Annotated in this window: 11 protein-coding genes; 3 read left to right on the plus strand and 8 right to left on the minus strand. The window is 40.6% G+C overall.

The annotated features are described in order from the left end of the window. Positions 1 to 61: 61 nt before the first annotated feature. On the minus strand, positions 62 to 970 hold the full coding sequence (gene cruF, locus V7L05_RS30985; protein ID WP_335169976.1) for a gamma-carotene 1'-hydroxylase CruF: 909 nt from the start codon (positions 968 to 970) through the stop codon (positions 62 to 64). A 730-nt stretch (positions 971 to 1,700) separates the two neighbouring features. Between cruF and V7L05_RS30990 the strand changes: the two genes are divergently transcribed. Genes V7L05_RS30990 through V7L05_RS31000 form a run of 3 tightly spaced genes read left to right on the plus strand, consistent with a single transcriptional unit; the run spans position 1,701 to position 4,522 of the window. Then, positions 1,701 to 2,786 carry a polyamine ABC transporter substrate-binding protein gene (locus V7L05_RS30990; protein ID WP_335169977.1) on the plus strand — a complete coding sequence of 362 codons (1,086 nt, stop codon included), beginning with the start codon at positions 1,701 to 1,703 and terminating at the stop codon, positions 2,784 to 2,786. A gap of 59 nt (positions 2,787 to 2,845) precedes the next feature. Then, a complete protein-coding gene (locus V7L05_RS30995) occupies positions 2,846 to 3,739 on the plus strand; it encodes an ABC transporter permease (protein WP_335169978.1) in 894 nt (297 codons plus the stop codon). Between the two features lie 54 nt (positions 3,740 to 3,793). Then, on the plus strand, positions 3,794 to 4,522 hold the full coding sequence (locus V7L05_RS31000) for a Uma2 family endonuclease (RefSeq protein ID WP_335169980.1): 729 nt from the start codon (positions 3,794 to 3,796) through the stop codon (positions 4,520 to 4,522). A 31-nt stretch (positions 4,523 to 4,553) separates the two neighbouring features. Here V7L05_RS31000 and V7L05_RS31005 read toward each other — a convergent pair whose 3' ends face one another. From V7L05_RS31005 to V7L05_RS31035, 7 genes are all read right to left on the minus strand, one after another. Then, positions 4,554 to 8,174, minus strand: a complete 3,621-nt coding sequence (locus V7L05_RS31005) for a hybrid sensor histidine kinase/response regulator (protein WP_335169982.1) — start codon at positions 8,172 to 8,174, stop codon at positions 4,554 to 4,556. A gap of 237 nt (positions 8,175 to 8,411) precedes the next feature. Next, positions 8,412 to 12,269, minus strand: coding sequence for a GAF domain-containing protein (locus tag V7L05_RS31010; RefSeq protein WP_335169983.1), 3,858 nt, complete (start codon positions 12,267 to 12,269; stop codon positions 8,412 to 8,414). Positions 12,270 to 12,391: 122 nt separating this feature from the next. Then, positions 12,392 to 12,865, minus strand: coding sequence for a chemotaxis protein CheW (locus V7L05_RS31015; RefSeq protein ID WP_335169985.1), 474 nt, complete (start codon positions 12,863 to 12,865; stop codon positions 12,392 to 12,394). A 104-nt stretch (positions 12,866 to 12,969) separates the two neighbouring features. Next, positions 12,970 to 13,335, minus strand: a complete 366-nt coding sequence (locus tag V7L05_RS31020; RefSeq protein ID WP_334947724.1) for a response regulator transcription factor — start codon at positions 13,333 to 13,335, stop codon at positions 12,970 to 12,972. 502 nt (positions 13,336 to 13,837) lie between these two features. Then, positions 13,838 to 15,037 (minus strand): response regulator, encoded by a 1,200-nt coding sequence (locus V7L05_RS31025; RefSeq protein ID WP_335169987.1) that lies wholly within the window; start codon positions 15,035 to 15,037, stop codon positions 13,838 to 13,840. A 954-nt stretch (positions 15,038 to 15,991) separates the two neighbouring features. Continuing rightward, the gene (murQ, locus tag V7L05_RS31030) at positions 15,992 to 16,936 is read right to left on the minus strand and encodes an N-acetylmuramic acid 6-phosphate etherase (protein ID WP_335169989.1); all 945 of its coding nucleotides are present in this window, start codon (positions 16,934 to 16,936) and stop codon (positions 15,992 to 15,994) included. A 267-nt stretch (positions 16,937 to 17,203) separates the two neighbouring features. Further along, complete coding sequence (locus V7L05_RS31035) at positions 17,204 to 17,632, minus strand: DUF3110 domain-containing protein (RefSeq protein WP_335169990.1); 429 nt, start codon at positions 17,630 to 17,632, stop codon at positions 17,204 to 17,206. Positions 17,633 to 17,642: the final 10 nt, after the last annotated feature.

Here is a 17,642-nt window from a genome sequence, read left to right on the forward strand (position 1 = left end):
TACTTGCTACAGACGCGATTAATCGCGTCTCTACCCACTCCCCACTCCCTAATTTCTAAACTTATTTCAAGGCAACTTCAACCTTTCCTACTGATACTTCTTTGGTTGCTGGTTCAACAGCAACTTGCGTGGGTGTGGTTGAACTGCTTAACCACAGCGCCACGGCGGGAGTCACACCTAGCGATAAGCCGAGCAACACAGGGATGGAGAACCCAGAGGCCAAGCTTAGTCCGGCGGCGAAGGCAAAGTTAGTTAAATAAACGACTAAGGGTAGATTGAGTTGCGATCGCTCTAATTTAATCGATGTATTTCTCCACAATAATCCTGCCACACTCATAAACAGGGCGCTAGTGCCAAACCAACCGGCATAATTCTGGTAAGGTGTCCCAAAGAAAGCTCCTGGTTGTTCCCAATACCAGAAGGGCAGAGAAGATTGACTCATAGCTGGTTCAAGGGCAAAATCCCAGCAAGTGAAGAGCAAAGCACCAACGGCTATAGCCGCAATATGGCGTCCCCAACTGGGTTTTTGAGCCACTTTCAAACCAGTTCTCGCAATTAAGTAAGACGACAGCCCAACATAGAACCAAGATAAAGGAATTGTGAAAGGAACTAGCCCTCCAATCTTATAACCCAAGCCACTCAAGTAACTATAATCACCAAATGGAAAACCCGTGCTGGTTCCCAGTAGTTCACTCCCCAAAGAGATAAACACAGCCGGCAGCATAAATGCTAACCAAGTTCCTAATCCCAACGTCCGGTAGGCATAAATAGAGACAGCTATTGTCCCCAAGATGATATCAACTACACCACCACCTGCCATACTTAACTGCATGGCAGTTTCTCCAACCTGCGATAAGTTTAAAATTATTTCGGCATTAGGTATGACCAGTAGCATCCCTACTAGTCCAAAGGCTTTAGACACGATATGACCAATCAGGCATACGCGCTCAACGATAACAAGTTGTCTCATGATAATTCCTTAACAAGATGTGACACGCGGCTACTCGGCTGCTAACAGTTTACAAATGTTTAACAACATATTTAACTACTTTGTGCCGCAATTCTCTACAAACTTGTTTGGCTTTCTTGCGAACAGCATAAGAGGATGTTTGATTGAAGCTATAAGAAATATGATGATAAACCTACTAGTTTAAGCCATATAGTCAAAATCTACATAATTTCATCTGTAAAAACTTCTGGTTTATCAAGAAAATGGGTTTAAAACCCCGCCGTTCACGGTCAGTGCTTTAATTAATTGTACTATTAAGAACATTTTGGCTGCGGGACTCGCAGTTTCAGCGCCAGTCACTCATGGGGGAAACCCCCAAGACCGCGCTGGCTTGTCTGTGGAGCGAACATAAGACCCGATAGAGATATCTCTAAAGGGCAGTTGCAAAATACCCGTAAGGGAAAGAAGCAGAAACCTAAGTCGTGAGTCTTAGGAATCCCCGACCGTTCACGGCGGGGTGGATGTCAATGTCCCACTGATACCCAGATGATGAAAAACTCGTTCGATGCAGGGATCTCGTTGAGGGAGTTTGATGAAATAAGGGATAGTCTGCAAGCAGGCGATCGTTTTCACCAACCCTTGTGTCAGGAAAAATGCTGTGTGTGATGTAACATTTTGATAGTAAGTGTGAAGAATGACACATTTACTCCGAAAAGTCACACCAGGGGCTACGAGGTATCCCGTAATCTTAATGACTAACAGACGCCAATTTTTCAAAGGGGTGGCAGCGCTTTCTAGCTTATCTTTAGCTGGTTGTGGCTGGAGGCTGGCTGAAGTACGTGCTAATTCTAATCCCAATGGTCAACGTGACCAACTTTATATCTTTACCTGGACGCAATATACTGACAACCAATTACTGAAAACTTTTAGCACCCAAACTGGCATGAAAGTGCTAGCGGATGTGTATGATTCCAATGATGTCATGCTGGCTAAGTTACAAGCTGGAGGTGGTGGCACTTACAGCATCATCTACCCATCCGATTACATGGTGCAGAAGATGGTAAGCAAAGGTTTGTTAACAGAAATAAATCACGATCGCTTAATCGGTTTAGAGAATTTATTCCCCCGGTTTCAGAATCCTAGTTATGACCCCAATAACCGATATAGTATCCCTTTTAACTGGGGGACAACAGGTTTCCTTTACAATTCCGAAAAAATCAAAGATGCACCACAAGACTGGGATTATCTTTGGCAAAATCAAAAGCAACTTAGTCAGCAGATGACTTTGCTCAATGATGTTCGAGAAGTGATGGGTGCAACGTTACGGATGCTAGGTTATTCTTACAACTCAAAAAATGAACAACAAATCAAACAAGCTTATGAAAAATTGAAGCTGCTAAAACCTGCGATCGCACGTTTTGACACTGATGCTTGGCAAAATCAAATTCTGGCAGGAGATTTACTATTGGCAATGTGTTATTCAGCAGATGCGGTGAAAATCTCTCAAGAAAACCCTAAACTAAAATATGTAATTCCCCGCAGTGGTTCTTCATTATGGACAGACACTATTGTTATTCCCAAAACAGCCCCCAACCAGGCTGGAGCTTATGCTTGGATTAACATGATTCTGCAACCAGAATTAGCAGCCCAAATCAGTCAACGCCTGAGTATTTCTACACCTAATAGTGCTGGATTTGAGCAATTGCCAAAAATCATCCAGAAGAACGCTAATTTGTTTCCCTCAGAGTCAGTTTTAGCAAATTGTGAACGTGTTAGTCCTGTAGGAAAATTTGAAGATGTTTACGATCGTTATTGGACTCAATTAACTAGCAGCTAAAATAGTTAGGGAGTAGGTAGAGACGCGATTAATCGCGTCTGTAGGGGAGTGGGGAGTTTATGAATTTTGAAAAAAATGAGATTTCCAAAATAGAAGAATCGCATCGCCTGCGAGGAAATTGGCTCCAACCTTTGGTATTACTTGCACCATCGGGGATTTGGTTATTACTTTTGTTGGTGCTGCCAAGTTTGATAATTTTGGAGTTAAGTTTAGTTGCAGACATTCGACCGGGAGATTTGGTTAATCCCAACGGATTCAAAAACTACATCCGAATATTTGACCCTCTTTACTTGCAAGTAATCGTGCGATCGCTATTTTTTGCGTTTGGCACCACCATCATTTGTTTAATTTTGGGCTTCCCGGTCGCTTATTGGATTGCTCAGATAGCGCCGCAACGTTGGCGGAATTTGCTGCTATTAGGTTTTATATTACCTTTGTGGACTTCCTCATTACTTCGCTCTTATGCTTGGATTACGATTCTTCGTCCTACTGGTTTATTCAACAGTTTACTCAGCAATTTCGGCTTGCCTACTTTGGAATTACTTAACCAAAGTCAAGCTGTATTTATTGGCATGAGTTACAGCTTGTTACCCTATATGGTTTTGATTTTATATGCTTCTCTCGAAAAGCTAGACAAGCGCTTGCTAGAAGCAGCAGCTGATTTAGGTGCAAATCCGGTGGAAACTTTTTGGCAAGTAACCGTACCGCAAATTTTTCCGGGAATTGCGGCTGCTTCCATGCTTGTATTCATCACAGGTTTGGGGGATTTTGTCGATCCAGAATTACTTGGTGGTGCTTCTAGTATGACGGCGGCGCGGTTAGTTTATAACCAGTTTCTGGGAGCAACCCAAAATTGGGGATTTGGTTCAGCTTTGAGTATGACGTTAATTTTGCTTGTTAGTATTGCGATCGCACTTTTGATTAAGTTTGGTGAAACTACACCCAAACGCTAAACTTTTCGTCACTCACTTATAATAAAGTCATCAAACGCCAGCGAGACAACGGTTATGCTCTCACCTGCTCTCAAAAATGCGTTACCAACTACTGATGAACTTCCCTGTTCAGACGATACGCCAGTGGATAACGAAGACCAAAACTTTTTGCCCAACATTTTACTTTTCCTACTCAACTCCATTTGGGCAAATCGCATGGATTGGTACTTCGGAGTAGATATGGGAGTCTATCACACCACAGGAGTAAATCCCAGAGTACCTGTAGTGCCAGATGCTTTTTTGAGTGTGGGAGTAGAACGAAAAAAGGGTGGTAAATCACGCAAAAGTTACGCGGTTTGGGAAGAAAATGGGATAGTTCCAATATTCACATTAGAAATGGTATCCCACACCCCAGGAGGTCAATACGAGGAGAAGCTAGATATATACAGAAAACTCGGTGTATTGTACTACGTAATTTATAACCCGGAGTTTTGGCGACGCGACCAACATCAACCCTTTGAAGTGTATAAGTTGATAGATGGAAACTACCAACTACAAATAGGTGAACCCTATTTGATGCCAGAGGTGGCGTTAGGTATTGGGCGACACCAAGCTGTAATTGCCGGGATACAACAGGAGTTTTTATGTTGGTATGATCTGCAAGGAAACCGCTATTTGACAGATGCAGAACAAGCACAAGAGCAGCGATCGGGGGCTGAACAAGAACGGCAAAGAGCTGAACAGTTAGCGCAGTATTTACGCTCTCTAGGTGTAGATCCAAATAATCTACCTGGTAATTCGTAATTACGAATTACGAATTACGAATTACGAATTCTCAATGATTTGTCACCACGAGTAAATGCTTAGAATCATTGGTATTACCGTTAATTAACCCCTGAATTGTAGAAAGAAACTCATGCTCTAAATAAGGCTTGGTCAAGTAAGCCTTTGCACCCAATTCTTGGGCAAGCTGGCGGTGTTTTTCAGCGCTGCGAGAAGTGAGAATCACTACAGGTATTTTTGCTAAATTGGGGTATTGACGGAAATTGCTCAACAACTCAAAACCATTCATTCGTGGCATCTCTAAATCGGAGATAACAACTTGTATTTCTGGATGTAACTGCAACTTTTCTAGAGCTTCTATACCATTTTGAGCTTGTATTACTTGATAGCCAAATTTTTGCAGAGTTAGAGAGAGAGTTTGCCGGAGACTAATTGCGTCATCTACCACTAAAACAACTTTTAGTGATTTATTATCTGGTACTTGAGAATAACTGGGTTGGGTTTCTATAGTTGTTGTGGAAGTCGATGCAGTAAGTAATGGTGTAGATGAAAAATTGTGTCCCGATATCGGCAAGGCTTTTTTATTTGACGAAGAAGCTATTGGTAGCGCCCTGATATCAAGTGTTGTTTGGTGGATCTCGCTAGACTCAACCAGCAATGAAGCATCAATCACTAAGATGAGATTACCATTGGCTAAACTACTACAACCATAAATGTATTTTGGCGGTGCGATCGCATTTCCTAAAGGTCTAATTACCAGTTCTTGTTCACCAATTATTTGGTCAACTTCTAAAGCAAACATTGCCTGATTTCGTCGTAGCAAAAGCACCGGATTTTTCGCTATGCTTGGGTCGTGAGTATTTGATGTGTTGTATGGAGTAGCACTATTAAAGAATGAACCATTATAATCAATCAAGTTTGAAAGTTGACGAATGCTGACCATAGTCTCATCATTGTCTGTACCCCAATGCAAGATTTTTTTACCTTCAATTTCTTTAATCTGTGGTTCAGAGGGAATCAATATTTTTTCGATACTGTCCAGAATAAGACCATAAACAACACCTTTGGCTTGAACTAGCATTAATTTTTCTGTAGTCATAGAAAAAGGAATTTTGAGTATGAATATTGTTCCTTGCTTGGGGAAGGATTCAACTGAAATTGAACCATTAAGTGCGTGCATCTGAGTACGCACAATATCTAAACCCATACCGCGTCCAGAGATTTCGCTCACTTGATTAGCAGTAGAAAATCCAGGCGAAAATATCAAATCTAAAAGTTCAGGATCAGCTAGATTAGAAGCAGAGCTTCTAGTTTTTTCTCCAGTTTGTATGGGATGAAATTCAACAGCTTTTCTGCGAATTCTGTCTAAATTCAATCCCTGACCATCATCCCGAACTTCGATAACAGTTTGGCTACCCTGATGATAGGCGGAGATTTCGATTAAACCTTGTTCTGGTTTACCATGCTCTTGGCGAATTTGTGGAGTTTCAATACCGTGGTCAAAAGCATTACGTACTAAGTGTAATAAAGGATCGTAGAGCTTTTCTGCGATCGCTTTATCCACTAGCACCGCAGTACCAGTAAGTTTCAATTCTACAAGTTTGGCATAAACATTCCCCAACTTATTTACCATGTGGGGAAAGCGATTCAGGATATTGCCCAAAGGCGACATTCGTGCTTCTACTAAGCTATCTATAATATTAAGAGTTAAATTCTCTTGTTTGTCACTAATTTGAGCAGCTTGTGTCACGAGCAAGTCAAGAGACTCTGTGGTTTCTTGTAGTTGTAGTGTCTCTTCTATGGTTTCATGCAACCTCATATGGAATTCTGTATATACATCCATTTCTAGAGAGTCAAAATTCACGGCAAAATCTTGCGTTTGTTCTGAACTAATATTTTGTATTTGTAATGGTAAATCACGTAATTCATTTAAAGTAGTTTGGTGTCTAGTGAGTTGCTGTACTAATTGCTCAATTATTTCTTTGACTTGTTCATCTTGCAAACTACGCCGTTTTTGGTAAATCAGCAATTCTCCTGCTAGATAATTGAGGTGTTGCAGTCTCTCTGTATCTACTCGAATAAATGAAGGTTGGCGCAAATTTTTAGTTTGAACATACTGTGATTTATCTTCTATTTCTTTATTGATTTGTGTAGCTAAATCAGGCATGACTTCAATAGTTGTTTCAGAAATTAACGGCTCACTGACAGTTAATGAATCAAGCTTTTCTGAAGAATCATCAGTCTGGCTCGTCACCACTTCAGCAGCAAGGTTTTCGCTAGTTTCTTCTCCCCATATTGCTTCTAGTAAGTTATCAGTTGCTTGAGGAGATACCGATTTAGATATTTCTTTAAAAACTAACAGTGTTTGTAACTTTGGACTATCAAGCCAATTCTTCTCTTTGCCAGTGATAGGAGGATAATTTTTATATTCTTGTGCTAATGTATGAATTTGCTTTTGTAATATTTTAATTACGAAGAGGTAGCTCTCAGATGGGTTAACAGAATATTCAAATTTTGCAACTGCAAATAGGATGATTAAGATGATCCCACGTCGATAAATACAAAGACTTTGACTATCTCCTTCATCTTGGACAAAATCAAGAAACTTTTTCTGCCAGTTTTCAATATAATTAAGTAGACTTATTCTTTCTAATGTGGGAACCAGTAAAGTCAAACTGAGTTCTGGCTCTGGTATTTCCATCTGGTGATTAAACCAGCCAAAAATGTAGTGAATTACTTTTAAATAAAACTTGGCAGTTGTTGGGTTGACAGGTTGGTTTTTATTGTTATCAGATGTAGTGATAAACTGGTAAAATTGTTCTTCATTGATGATAGATGTGCCAACAGATGAATTATTTTCCAATTCTCCAGATAACTGATTATTTCCCACTGTCGTGAGTTTTCGCAAACCTGGAGAAGGTTCTCCACCAGAAGTGCGATCGCCTTCTAATACTAATTTTTGTGCTTGTTGCAAATCTGCAAGGGCAATTTCTGCAATTTGCTGCACCTGGGTGGGATTTGCTTGCAGCGCTGACAGAATTGTTTGGGCAATTTCTCCCAATCCAGGTAAATTTAGAGATTCTGCCAAGCCGAAAAACACCTCAGCTTGAGACTGTAAAAACTCAATAAATTCGTCGCTATTTGGTGGATTGTTAACAGCGTCAGCAATAGTGTTTAGACGTTGTTCTACACCAACTTCAAAAACGGACTGCACAATATCAAATCCCAATTCTTCAGAACTGGGAATATGAGATTCAGCGCCAAATGCATCCCCCAGTTTTTCTTGCAACTGTGCAAACACTGAAGTTGCTCGATGGAGGAGTTCATCATCATTAACAGTACTGCCTATTAGCTCGGTATTTAATGCTATGCTCAGACACTCATAACCTTGTAACAAAAGTGTTTGTAATTCGGCATCAATTACCACTTTTGGATTATATAGAGCCTTAAATACATCTTCTAAAAAATGGGCTATCATCTTAATTACTTCTAGCCCAACATTAGCGGCTCCACCTTTAAGTGTATGAGTAGCCCGCATTAAATTGTGAACTTTGGCAATGCTGTAACCTTCCGATAAGCTAAATAGTTCTTGTTCAATAATTTTGACTAATTCCGGGGCTTCAGCCAGAAAGTAGATGTATCCTTGTTCGCGAATTTCTTTATCTGTGATCATAAGTGGGGAATGGGGAGTGGGGAATGGGGAATGGGGAATGGGGAATGGGGAATGGGGAATGGGGAAGATTGAAATTCACATTAGATGTAAATTGAGAGTTGAAAACCTTTCAGTTTCCTTGATGATTCCAAAATGATGGTTTTGTCCAAGCCTGGAAACCCTTATGGGAAAATAGGATTTTTTAATTCACATCAGGCGTAATTCCCCACTCCCCACTCCCCACTCCCCACTCCCTATTCAGTTGACTTTAAACTTACCAGCAGTTGTTAATAAGTCTTTTGCCATCCCTGATAAATCTTGGAACACACTAGCAATTTCTTGAGATTCAGCAAAAGTTTTATTAGCAATTCCTGCTACATCTTGCATTGATTTAGTTACTGTTACAGATTGCGTCATTTGCTTTTGAGTCGCTGCGGTAATTCGCTCGATTAGCTGACTAATTTCGGCAGTTGCAGAAACGATCGCATTTAAGTTTTGGCGAGTGTCATTGACAAGATTTGTACCTTCTACCACCTGTTGAATGCCAGTTTCCATCGCTACCGCAACCTCTCCGGTTTCTGCTTGAATCTCTTGGACTAATTTTTCAATTTCGATGCTGGCTGCTGCTGACTGGCGAGATAAAGAACGGACTTCATCAGCTACAACTGCAAAGCCTTTGCCATATTCACCAGCACGGGTGGCTTCAATGGCTGCATTCAAAGCCAAGACGTTTGTCTGTGTGGCAAAATTACCAATCAAATTCACCACTTTGGAGATTTTTTGCGAGGATTCACTGAGGCGTTTAATCTTTTTGCTGGTTTGAGCAACGGTTTCACGAATTCCTTGAATTGCTTTGACAGTCAGGTTCATGGCAGTATCACCAGACTCTACAGTTTGATTGGCTTGTTGCACTGCTAGTTGCACCAATTCAGCATTTGCCACAACAGCTTGAGTAGAGTCCACCATCAGTTGAATTTCGCCTAAAGCTGCGGTAATTTCCTCAGATTGTTGTTGTGCTAGATTGGTCAATCCTGCCAGTGAAGCGTCGCTATTGCTAGAAGTTTGGGCAACTTGTTGAGCAGCCCCCTGTACCTGAATAACGATTTGTCGCAGTGCTTGCAGAGTACTATTGTAAGCATCAGCGATCGTGCCTAGCTCGTCTTCTGTAATCGGTGCGCGTACTGTTAAGTCGCCGGTGAGAGCGGGTCTAAGAGCCATTAAGAGTTGAATAGACCGTTGTTGTAGTAACTCTTTGGCTGCCTTTTCTCGTTCTGCTGCTTTTGCTAATTCTACTGACTGCGCTTGTACTTGTTGCAAATATTCGGTCTGTTGTAATGTCAGCCCTAACTGACTGCCAATGCGTGCTAACAAACTGACTTGGGATTCGTCCCAATCACGAGTTCCCGAATTTTGATAAGCTGCCAGCAAACCCCACAATTGTTCACCAGCAAATACAGGAACAATTACATAAGCTTTGACTTCAAATTGCTCTAAAATTTCAATGTGGCAAGTAGAATGACCTACCTGATAAATGTCATTTACAACAAAGTTTTCCCCTTGGGCATATCGACCTCCCTGAGTTTCTTGTAAGTGGGTATCTTCCCAGACAGTTTTGATATCCGGGCCTACCAGTTTTACCCAACTCTGACCTACTGACTCAGACACAAATTCGCCACTCCAGTCAGCATTGAAGCGATACACAGAGACGCGATCGCATCGCAATAATTGCCGTACTTCTTGAGTGGTTATTTTGAAGATTTCTTCTACATCTAAAGATTGCCGGATGCGGTTACTGATCTTGGTAAGAGCTTTCTCTTGTTCCGCTATCTGAGCTAGTTTATTAGATTTCACACGAACTAATTCTAAATAGTCTATCTGTGATTTAGCTAGGCTAAATTGCAAGCTAGTCTGAACCAAAAAGTTAACTTCCCAGCTTTGCCATTCACGAGAACCAGAATTTTGATACGCTCCCAGCAAGCCCCACAATTTATCCCCGAAGAATATAGGAACAATTATGTAAGCTTTGGCTTCAAACTGCTCTAAAATCTCAATGTGGCAGGGAGCAAGCCCTATTTGATAGATGTCATTAACAACAGAGTTTTCACCTCCGACATACCTACCTCCCTGAGTTTCTTGCAAGTAAGTATCGTCTAAAACGGTTTTAATATCAGAGACTACCAGTTTTGTCCAACTATTACCCACAGACTCAGATACAAATTCGCCACCCCAGTCAGGGTTAAAGCGATAGACGGCGACGCGATCGCATTTTAGTGATTGACGCACTTCTTGAGTGGTTGTTTTGAAGACGCTATCTACATCTAAAGATTGGCGGATGCGGTTGACTATCTTAGTGAAAGCTTTCTCTTGATCTGCTAACTGAGCTAGTTGTGCAGATCGAATTCGCACTTGTTCAAGATATTCTGCCTGTGATACAGCTACACCAAATTGAGAGCCAATTTGAATCAAAAAGCTGACTTCCCAAGGTTGCCAATCACGAGCGATAAAGTTTTGATAAACTGCTAATAATCCCCACAATTTTTCTCCAGAAAATACAGGTACAATCACATAAGCTCTAATTTCCAACTGCTCTAACATGTCAACATGGCAGGAAGAATGACCTACCTCATGGATGTCATTAGCGATAAAGCTTTCACCTTGGACATATCGACCCCCTTTATTTTCTTGTATGTAGCTATCTGCCCAGACGGTTTTAATATCAGGGCCTACTAGTTTTATCGAATTACTAACCACTGACTCAGCGACAAATTCACCACTCCAGTCGGGATTGAAGCGAAAAACCATGACGCGATCGCATTTTAGTAATTGCCGTACTTCTTGAGTGGTTATTTTGAAGACATTATCGACATCTAAGGTTTGTCGGATACGATCGACTATCTTGGTTAAAGCTTTCTCTTGTTCAAGTATCTGAGCTAGTTGATCAGATTTCCTCTGCACTTCTTCGACATATTCTCTTTGTGATATGGCCACACCAAATTGCAAGCCAATCTGAGTTAAAAAGCTTTCTTCCCAAGATTGCCAATCACGCGGCCCAGAATTTTGATAAGCTGCCAGCAAGCCCCATAATTTCTCTCCACTGAATATTGGCGCAATGATGTAAGCCTTCATTTCAAACTGCTCTAAAATATCAATGTGACATTGAGCATGACCCATTTGATAAATGTCATTGACCACAAAGGTTTCACCCTTGGCATAACGTCCTCCTTGAGTTTCTTGTAAGTGGCTATCTTCCCAGACCATTTTAAAATCAGGGCCGACCATTTTTATCCAACCATTACCCACTGTCTCCGCGATAAACTCGCCACTCCAGTCAGGTTTGAAGCGATAAACACCTACGCGATCGCATTTTAGTAATTGACGTACTTCTTGAGTGGTTGTTTGGAAAATCTTATCGATATTTGATACGTGGAGAATTTTATCGATGACTTTAGCTACTGATTTCTTTGCCTGTGCTTGATTTTGTAGTTCTTTGTGAAATTCAAAGCTCTGTAATTTGTAGGTGAATTCTGTTGTAATTTGAGATAGAAGACTAATTTCTACCTCTTGCCAGTGCCGCGTTGATTGGCAATTATTTACTGCCAGTAACCCCCATACTTTACCTTCCACTACAATCGGTAAACTCAAACTAGCTTTAATTTGAAATTTATCTAGCAGCTGCTTTTGATAAGGGGTAACTTGAATCTGATTGATATCATCAATAACTACAGGTTCTATATAGTCTTTACTACTATATAAGCCAAAAATAATTCCGGGAATATTTTCGCCTAAAGTCGGTGTCCAACCTAGTGTTCTGGATTCTGCTAAAACATTACCTGATTCTAGGGAAGTAAAGTGATAAATTAAGGTGCGATCGCAGCCAATCTTTTCTCTAATTTGCGCTACAGTAATTTTGAGTAGTGTATCAATGTCTGGAGCTTGGCGCATATGAGTTGCGATGTCTTGTAACTGTCGCCGCCAACTTTTAAATTCCTGAGCGATCGCTTTTAATAAAGATATTTCATTACTGGCAATATTCGCTATACTCGCGTCACCATTAATGTTTTCTACGTCCGAGATTATACTCTCATTTTCCTGGCTATTTTTATACAAAAATGTCATTTGATTAACCTCAAGAATTGTGATTGGTAATAACTTGATATTTGGCAGGAAAGAATACTCGGGCATTTGGTGATTAAGGATTAGTAACTGTCAAAATTGCCTAATCACCCATTACTAAATCTTCAATTATGAATCCCCCACATCGGAGCTTGGATAATCGTTATGGCATCTAAATTAAAAATCATCTCCTCCAAATCATTAATAAAGTATCCCTGTAAGAAAGGTGAGCTTTTAAGATAAAATAATTCAGTAGTTGCGGGTTTCATTTGCTTAGTATCCAGCCATTCAATATCGATAAGTTGTCGCACCAAGAGTCCCAAATACTTACCCTTGTTTTCCAGAACAATCCCCATCATTATTGAAAGTAAATTTGCTCCTTGGGAAATTGGAGGATAACCTAACATTGCCTCTAAATCTACCAACCAAAGCATTTCACCGCGCCAGTTATAAATACCCAAGACGCTACTAGGCATCTCAGGAACGCCACATATCTCTGGTAATGATACTTGCAAAACTTCTGTGATGTGTTGTAACGAAATTACGGCTGTATCACTTATTCCCAAATTAAAACTCAAAAACTTTTCCTTGGTTTCCAAAGTTATTAATCCTTTGTCGTTGATGATTTATTTTTAGCCACTATTTGTAGTTATTATTTAATTTAGAAGTGGCGACTTTTATTGACTGTTTATTTATTGCATTCTTACTTATTAATCAATCTGTTCAAAATTACCAGTAATTCCTCTCGTTCAATCGGTTTGGATAGATAACCATCAGCGCCCAACATATTACCCCAAATTTTATCTACATCAGTATTTTTAGTAGAGCAAAAAACTACAGGTATTTTGCTAGTGTCGGGATTGCTTTTCAGTTCTCGGCAAATTTCAAAGCCACTTTTACCCGGTAAAATTACGTCGAGTAATATTAGGTCTGGCTTATTTTTATCTATTTTGTCTTGAGCCTCTTCACTACTTGTGGCGCTAATCACAGAATAACCTGCCTGTTGCAAGTAACGGCTGACTATTTCCATATCTGTTAAGCCATCTTCAACAACTAAAACAGTATTCATCGCAATTACTCGTTAAATTTTTCTCAAAGTGTAAACAAATTAGACATCCAAATCCTAAATGATTCATGAACAAAGACATGGAAGGGACTAGCCCCTAACCCCTTTGCCCTAACCACTATTTCACAACTAAAATAGGACTGGTATAAATACAAATTTTTTGTATTTGTCTAATTTTGATTCAATCTTTACGTATCAACCTCAGAGAAAATACGTACTCAACATAACTTAATATAGGAATTGTAAATTGTTTTTGAAAAAATTTAAGTAGCCTTGTAGGGTGTGTTAGACAAGTGTACAGCACCATTCCAGGCTTTTAGTGCCGTACTCTCGTTTAACACACCCTACACTTAATATTTTGTTTATAAATAAGTAAGTGGTCGTGAATAATAAAGGCTTATAGTAAGAGCTTTAGCCCTTACTATAAGCCTTTAATTAATTTTATGTGGTATAATATAACACAGTATTATTGATGATCGCCCACTTACTTAGCCTCTAATTCCCCCTAATTACAAACCTCTAAATTAGGTTTATTCTTGTCGATGGATACACTCGGTGTAGGTAAATATTTACGTACTATAGCCATCACCTTATCATTTACTACGGGTTTAGTGAGAAAATCTGTAGAACCGACTACCTTGGCACGAACTCTATCTAAAAAACCATCATTGCCTGTTAATATAATGATTGGTGTGTTAGCAAAGGTAGATATTCGTCGCAACTGAGTGCAAATTTCATAACCACTAGCAACTGGCATAATCAAATCCAAGAAAATCAGGTCTGGTTTCTCCTGAATGAGGGTTGGTAGAGCTTGTACAGCATCTTGAATCTTGACAAACCTCAATCCATTGGAAGTGATAATATCCTCTAGCATTTTACATACCTGGGGGCTATCATCGACACAAGCTATTAGGGGAGCAGTCCGCTTCTTTAGATGTGTAGTGGTAGAGTTATTGTTGACTTCAGTAACTGACAAAGGCAAGTCAGGCACTTCCATCAATTCAATAATTCCTTTAAGGATATAGGGAACCAACGAACGGGTGAGTGGTAGTATACCCTGCTTCATTTTCACAGCTAAATCTTGCAGAGTAAATTTACCGTTGATTAAATTGACAAAGTTTTTATAGACAAATGGACTTACCATCTTCTGGAGTATTTCTGGTCGCCGCAGAAATGGTGCCAAGTCAGGAGAAAAATTTGCTAAACCAGCTTCTGACCAAATTTTCCACGATTCTTGCATCTGCTTTACCGACATTTCTGTACTTGTGAAGCTCATTGGTGCTTCTAAGATAACTTCTTGGCTGCGATTGCAACTTATAGAAGCAAAATTTCCTTGCATAGCTACGTCAAATAATATTTCTGCTATTGTGTTATCGACAATAGAGTTAATCTGTTCCCTCTGGATTTTCTGCCTTTTGTACAAGACTTCTAAAAGGCGATAATCCCAGTAATCGATTGATAGGTCTTGCAAACGCAACTGCAACTTATCAACATCAATCTGGGGACAATTTTGAGCCATATGTCTACGCCAGCGTCGGAAGGGATGAGTTCCCCCTGTTGCCCAAACTATTCGTCCCAGCCGATAGTAAAAAGTCCATTGGCTGCCTTTTGAACTCTTAATATTTAATTTGCCATTATATTGCAGCTGAGTACAAGTTTGAAATTCATTTACTAGATTATTTGAAATTACTTCCCGGTGGGGCATAGTTTGTTCCTTTTATTAAAAAGCCAACCTTTGAAAAACTCACATTAGATAGTGGTCAGCAGACATATCAATAACTACAAATACATTTGGTATATAGCAGGCTAAATCAAGATGATCTCAAGCAAGGAAGATGGGAAGATAGAAAAAACTTTGCCAGTAACTAAGTCGTTTAGTACAGAGTTTCTTATTGGGATACTTTTTCTGCTAATCTTTCATCACTCTAGTGGGTTCCTATAGCCCAGATGATGATGAATTTAGTATTAATTTAATATTGTAATAATTTTCATACTGAATTCAATCCGTATAAGTCCTGAAGTTTTATTTAAAAAATCATTAGCAGTCTCCAGATATTCTTGCTTTAGTTATTGAGATTGGCAATAAATGATAAAAATATTTATTTAAATTTATATTTCTTAATATATATCAGTTTCACTGAACTTTTCTAAGGAATATTCTTCTGAAAAAAAGGCGTGCTACTGAGGCAAGTAGCAGCTATATATAGGAATCATATTTGATTTCTGAAAAAATCTCGGTAGTCTTGTAGTAGCCTGTCATGGCTTTAATGTTGCAAAAAAAATTGTCGCTTGGGGAGCCACTGCGTTGCGCGGGTTTCCCGCGTTGTAGCAAGTGGCGTTGGAGGCTTTGCGTAACCCAACATCCTGTTAACAATTCAAAATTCAAAATTCAAAATTAAAGACATTTCAGACGGGGATTTAAACCCCGACTGAAATGGGTGCTATATGTAGATGTAGGGGTCTTAAACCCTTTAATTTACGATAATCAGTTGGGTTGCGCTCCGCTCCACCCAACCTACGCGGTACTAGTCCTATATAAAGATTTAAACTTCATCCATTTTGAAAGTTGGAGTAGCATGGCATTTTGCCCACTACTACCAGCAGTGAGCAAGATGCTACCACTACTTTTAAAAACTCTGGTTCTCAAAGTAGACGTGGTTTATTTAGGAAAATTTCTTTCAGATTGGTTGTGGTTTTGATAGCTGATAACAGCTGCTCTGAGATTACTTTGGTGTTCTGAAAGAAGCCGATCGCCCTCGTCTTTTTCTAAACCAGTCCAGTGCATCAATAGCGCTAGCTTAACCCACTTGCCACTACGTTCTAGTAAAAAACCAGCAGCTTCCCGACTTAAACCTGTGAGGTCTTGTAAAATTCGCAAAGCGCGATCGCGTAACTTTTGATTTGTGACTGCCACATCTACCATGCGATTGCCATAAACTTTACCTAACTTGACCATCACCCCAGTAGAAAGGACATTTAAAGCTAACTTCGTGGCTGTCCCTGCTTTTAGGCGAGTTGATCCGGCGATTATTTCTGGCCCTGTCAATAGGCGAATGTCAATATCGGCATCAAAGCTAACTTGTTCAGCCGGAACACAGGCGATAAAAATAGTAGTGGCTCCCCGTTGACGAGCAGCATGAAGGGCACCGTGGACATAAGGTGTTGTCCCACCAGCAGTAATGCCAACGACTACATCTAGTTGGGTAATGTGTCTTTGGGCGATCGCCGCCTCACCATCTTCGATACTGTCTTCTAAATCTTCAGAACTGCGTACCAGCGCCCCCGCACCACCAGCAATAATCCCCTGTACCAACTCTGGAGGCGTACAAAAAGTAGGTGGACACTCAGCAGCATCTAACACCCCTAACCTGCCACTTGTACCCGCACCGATATAAAATAGCCGTCCACCGTGGCGCAAACGCTCTGCGGTACGCTCAATTGCTTGTGCCAACTCAATTTTCGCCGCCGCAACCGCCGCAACTGCGTTTTGATCTTCGCTATTAAACAGCTCCACCAATTCCAGAGAACTGAGCTGGTCTAAGTCAAGACTGTTAGGATTTATCATCTCAGTTAAAAGATGTCCGCGTTCCTGCAAATTTGTCATTTGTCCTCTGTCCTTTGTCCCTTGTCCTTTGTCCTTTGTCCTACGCTACGGAAAGCTGCCCTTTGAGCGTCTCGTCTATGTCATTAGTCAAGTGACCAATGGCTAATGACCAATGACCCTTCGGGTGATGCCTCCGGCACCCAGGGGCGAACACCAGTTGCTCATAGGGAGCCACTTGCCTCACTTGGGGTCTCCCCAAGTGAGGCAAGTGGCGTGGAAACCCCCAAGACCGCACTGGCTCACCAATGACTAATGACTAATGACAAATTACAACAATCCTTCCAATTTGCGACGCATCTTCTCTAGTTCAGAATCAGATAATTCTGGTTCTTCTAGTGGCTGTTGATTGAGAGAGAAGGTGTCTTCAACAGTATCCTCCTTCTGGGCATCTGCTTGCCAGTCGGTTTGTTCCACGTTAAGTTCTGGGGGAGTGACAACTAAATTGGTATTTTCTGGGATGATTTCCCATTCATATCCAGCACTTTCGCAAAATTCCTTGATTTCCTCAGCATCGATCGGTTCTGGTGTCGGTGAGGGGAAATCCTGAGCTTCCAGCATCAGGGCAAAGCGTGTGGCATCGTCTTCTGACTCGAACATCAGAATTTTATTGCGATCGCCCTCCCGAATCGTGTGAATCCCCTCATTTTCCGTTCGAGCGTTAAAAATTAACACAAAAAGACGCATAGGTGTAATCATCTGTCTTTTT

It is taken from the genome of Nostoc sp. (genome assembly GCF_036917755.1).
GTDB lineage: Bacteria > Cyanobacteriota > Cyanobacteriia > Cyanobacteriales > Nostocaceae > Nostoc.

Excerpts from the sequence above, each read along its gene's own strand:
- cruF (WP_335169976.1), bottom strand. The coding sequence starts at position 970 with ATGAGACAACTTGTTATCGTTGAGCGCGTATGCCTGATTGGTCATATC.
- V7L05_RS30990 (WP_335169977.1), top strand. The coding sequence starts at position 1,701 with ATGACTAACAGACGCCAATTTTTCAAAGGGGTGGCAGCGCTTTCTAGC.
- V7L05_RS30995 (WP_335169978.1), top strand. The coding sequence starts at position 2,846 with ATGAATTTTGAAAAAAATGAGATTTCCAAAATAGAAGAATCGCATCGC.
- V7L05_RS31000 (WP_335169980.1), top strand. The coding sequence starts at position 3,794 with ATGCTCTCACCTGCTCTCAAAAATGCGTTACCAACTACTGATGAACTT.
- V7L05_RS31005 (WP_335169982.1), bottom strand. The coding sequence starts at position 8,174 with ATGATCACAGATAAAGAAATTCGCGAACAAGGATACATCTACTTTCTG.
- V7L05_RS31010 (WP_335169983.1), bottom strand. The coding sequence starts at position 12,269 with ATGACATTTTTGTATAAAAATAGCCAGGAAAATGAGAGTATAATCTCG.
- V7L05_RS31020 (WP_334947724.1), bottom strand. The coding sequence starts at position 13,335 with ATGAATACTGTTTTAGTTGTTGAAGATGGCTTAACAGATATGGAAATA.
- V7L05_RS31025 (WP_335169987.1), bottom strand. The coding sequence starts at position 15,037 with ATGCCCCACCGGGAAGTAATTTCAAATAATCTAGTAAATGAATTTCAA.
- murQ (WP_335169989.1), bottom strand. The coding sequence starts at position 16,936 with ATGACAAATTTGCAGGAACGCGGACATCTTTTAACTGAGATGATAAAT.
- V7L05_RS31035 (WP_335169990.1), bottom strand. The coding sequence starts at position 17,632 with ATGATTACACCTATGCGTCTTTTTGTGTTAATTTTTAACGCTCGAACG.